This window comes from Dietzia sp. CW19, assembly GCF_014145265.1.
In the GTDB taxonomy this organism is placed as follows: Bacteria; Actinomycetota; Actinomycetes; order Mycobacteriales; family Mycobacteriaceae; genus Dietzia; species Dietzia natronolimnaea.
Genome location: NZ_JAALEE010000410.1, coordinates 1 through 1,556 on the forward strand (window position 1 = coordinate 1; position 1,556 = coordinate 1,556).

Genomic DNA, 1,556 nt, shown 5'->3' on the forward strand with positions numbered 1-1,556 from the left:
GGCGGCGCGGCCGGCGTCCAGCGCCGAGCGTGCGACGTCCCCCAGACGCGCGGGTGCGTACTCGGGGTCGTCCCCCGATCCCGCCGCCGCGGCCACCAGGGTGTGCAGTTCGCGGTCGCTGGTCTCGATTCCGGTGCCCACGTTGAAGCGCAGTCCGGCGGCGGCCGGAACGGTCGCGGCGCGAACGAAGGCGTCCACCACGTCGTCGACGAACACGTAGTCCCGGGTGTTGCCCCCGTCCCCGAAGACCCGGGTCTGCTCCCCGGCCAGCAGGCGCTGGGCGAAGATCGCCACCACCCCGGCCTCGCCGTGCGGGTCCTGACGCGGCCCGTACACGTTGGCCGGCGCCACGCCCGCCCACTCGATGCCGTACAGCTTGGCGAACATCTCCAGGTAGACCTCGCCCGCGACCTTGCCCGCCGCGTAGGGGCTCATCGGGTCCACCGGCCGAGACTCGGCCACCGGCAGGTCGGTGACGGGTCCGTAGATCGATCCCCCCGAGGAGGTGAAGACGATCCGCCGCACCCCGGCCCGTCGGGCGGCGTCGGCCAGCCGGACGGTGCCCACCACGTTGACCTCGGCGTCATGCACCGGGTCCTCCACCGACAGGCGGACGTCGATCTGCGCGGCCAGGTGGAACACGACCTCCGGGGCGAGGTCCGCCACCAGGTCCCCGATCGCGGGGTCGGTCAGGTCCACCTGCCGGAAGGTGAACCGCGAACCGGCCTCGCGGGCGCTCGTGAGGTTCTCCAGCCGACCCCGTGACAGGTCGTCGACGACCGTCACCTCGTGTCCCTCGGACAGCAAGCGGTCCACCAGGGTCGACCCGATGAACCCGGCCCCACCCGTCACGAGTGCCTTCATTCAGATCCCCTCCCGATGTGCGGCGAACCCGCCGCGGCGCCCTGTCGGACAACAGCTCCAAGGATACGACCCGGCCCGGGCCGGCCCGCTCACTCCCGTCCGTACAGCGCGGTGGCGCGGGTCAGCGGCGTACGTCCATCGGGCGGGAACGGCGAGTCGGCCAGGATCCGGGCGAGCTCGGCCTCGGTGAAGGCGGCACGGACCGCGAAGATCCGCACCTGGGAGTCCGAGTAGACCTTGACCAGGCCCGGGGTCTGGTCGAGCCGGAGCAGGTGGTCGTTGGGCTTCTGGAATCCCCAGTAATTGGGCGGGCTGACGTACACGTAGGTCACGCCGAGTTCGTCGAGAGCGGCGTCGACCCTCGGGTCGGTCCCGGCCCGGTCCATGCTGAAGAACAAGTGGGTGGTGAGCGGTGCGGTGGAGCCCGACTGCAGGTAGTGGCGTGCGGTCGAGGGCAGCCCGTTGGTGGCGTACATCCACCCCGACCCCTCGTCCGGGTTGGTGTAGATCAGGCCCGAATACGCCTGTGGCTGCTCGGAGAGCCAGTCGAAGGCCCGCAGATCGTGACTGTCGACCATCCTGCCCGCCCGTTGGTTCGCGCCCGCGGCCGCGGCGTACTCGGGCGAGGCCTGGACGACCCACGACCCGGTGGCCACCAGCGCGGCTAGGGCGACCGCGACCCGCAGGCCCGC

The 1,556-nt window shown here is 71.8% G+C and carries 2 protein-coding genes; both read right to left on the reverse strand.

The window, feature by feature from the left end; translation table 11 throughout:
- Positions 1 to 864, reverse strand: an 864-nt coding sequence (locus tag G6021_RS12265) for an SDR family NAD(P)-dependent oxidoreductase (RefSeq protein WP_182641407.1), incomplete at its 3' end; no start/stop codon positions are given.
- Between the two features lie 89 nt (positions 865 to 953).
- Positions 954 to 1,556: DUF6541 family protein (locus tag G6021_RS12270; RefSeq protein ID WP_347237867.1), on the reverse strand; the 603-nt coding region annotated here is incomplete at its 5' end.